This is a genomic window from Sodaliphilus sp. (genome assembly GCF_045598405.1).
GTDB classification, from domain to species: domain Bacteria; phylum Bacteroidota; class Bacteroidia; order Bacteroidales; family Muribaculaceae; genus Sodaliphilus; species Sodaliphilus limicaballi.
Genome location: NZ_JAZLLZ010000033.1, coordinates 1 through 1,218, shown reverse-complemented (window position 1 = coordinate 1,218; position 1,218 = coordinate 1). Strand labels below are relative to the sequence as shown.

The 1,218-nt window shown below is 53.0% G+C and carries 1 protein-coding gene; it reads right to left on the bottom strand.

The genetic code is table 11. The features are described 5' to 3' along the window. Positions 1–16 precede the first annotated feature (16 nt). Complete coding sequence (locus ACKI3C_RS02770) at positions 17–1,141, bottom strand: tail fiber domain-containing protein (protein WP_407401813.1); 1,125 nt, start codon at positions 1,139–1,141, stop codon at positions 17–19. Positions 1,142–1,218: the final 77 nt, after the last annotated feature.

Genomic DNA, 1,218 nt, shown 5'->3' with positions numbered 1-1,218 from the left:
TCATGGCAGTTGCGGTTTACTTGGTTAATATCATGCGCTTGCTTGCGATTTCCTTTCCGTCGGCAATGAGGGCGTAGATATACATGCCCGCTGCAAGTTCGTTGCCGTGGATGGTGATGCTTGAGCTGCCCCGCTCGGTCACTGGAATGCTCTTGATCTGCTTGCCCTGCATGTCGTAGATGTAGAGTCCCGCCTGCTGCACTGTCTCGGGCAGGGTGTAACGCACATGCGTGTCTTCGCTGAAGGGGTTGGGGGTGTTCTGGAGCAATGTGGGCGTGACAAGGGCTGCGTCGATGTCGTCGGTTCCTGCCACTGCCTTTGACTTCATGGGGCCACTGCCGCTAGGCTGCTCACCCTTGACCTCGGCAAGCTCACCCTGCAACTGCTGCACTGCATTCACAAGCAGCGGGATGACGCTGATGTAGTCCACATATTTATAGCCATCGCTGTCGGTATGGACAAGCTCGGGGAGCACCTGCTCCACCTCTTGCGCGATGAAACCGAAGCGGCGGGTGTCATCGCCGCGGTTAGCATAAAACTGGTCAAACTCCTGCTGCACCTGCGCCATCTTGCCCGACGGGTCGCCCGCGTCGCTCACTGCCGAACGGCCATTGATGCCGGCAGCGTTGCGCGCGATGAGCTGATAGCTCACGCTGGTAAGGGCATTAAGGGTTGAGAGGGCATCCTCGACTGGCTCCACGTTCTCCTTGAAGCGAGAGTCGCTGGCTACATAGATACCAGTGCTTCTGATTGGGACATTCACTGTGAGCTCGTCGTCGGTAAACGGATTGTAAGACATAATCACGTCGTTGGCTGTGGGATTCATGGTGATGCGGAATCCCTTCAAGCCATGAAGCCACAGCTGGTCGCTGTCGGAATTGCCAGCCTCGCCTATGGCTACAGTTTTAAAACCATTGTAATACTGGTCGCCAAAGGAAAGCTGCGCACCGGCGCCATGCGTGCCGTAACCATAAAGCTTGAGGGTTGTGGTTGTGTCACGCATTGTGGGGATGCCTAGGTCCAGGTTGTCTTCGAGTGAATAATTTCCAAGGATGGTTTGTCCCCATGTGTTCACCTTGAGTTGTGCCTGCGCAAGGCTTGCAATAAGGCTAACCATTGCAAAAAAGATTAATTTTTTCATTTCTTTAATTTTGTTTTTAGGTTTATAAATAATTTGGATAAGAATAATTACATAGTTTGTGAGGTCACGTACTGGCT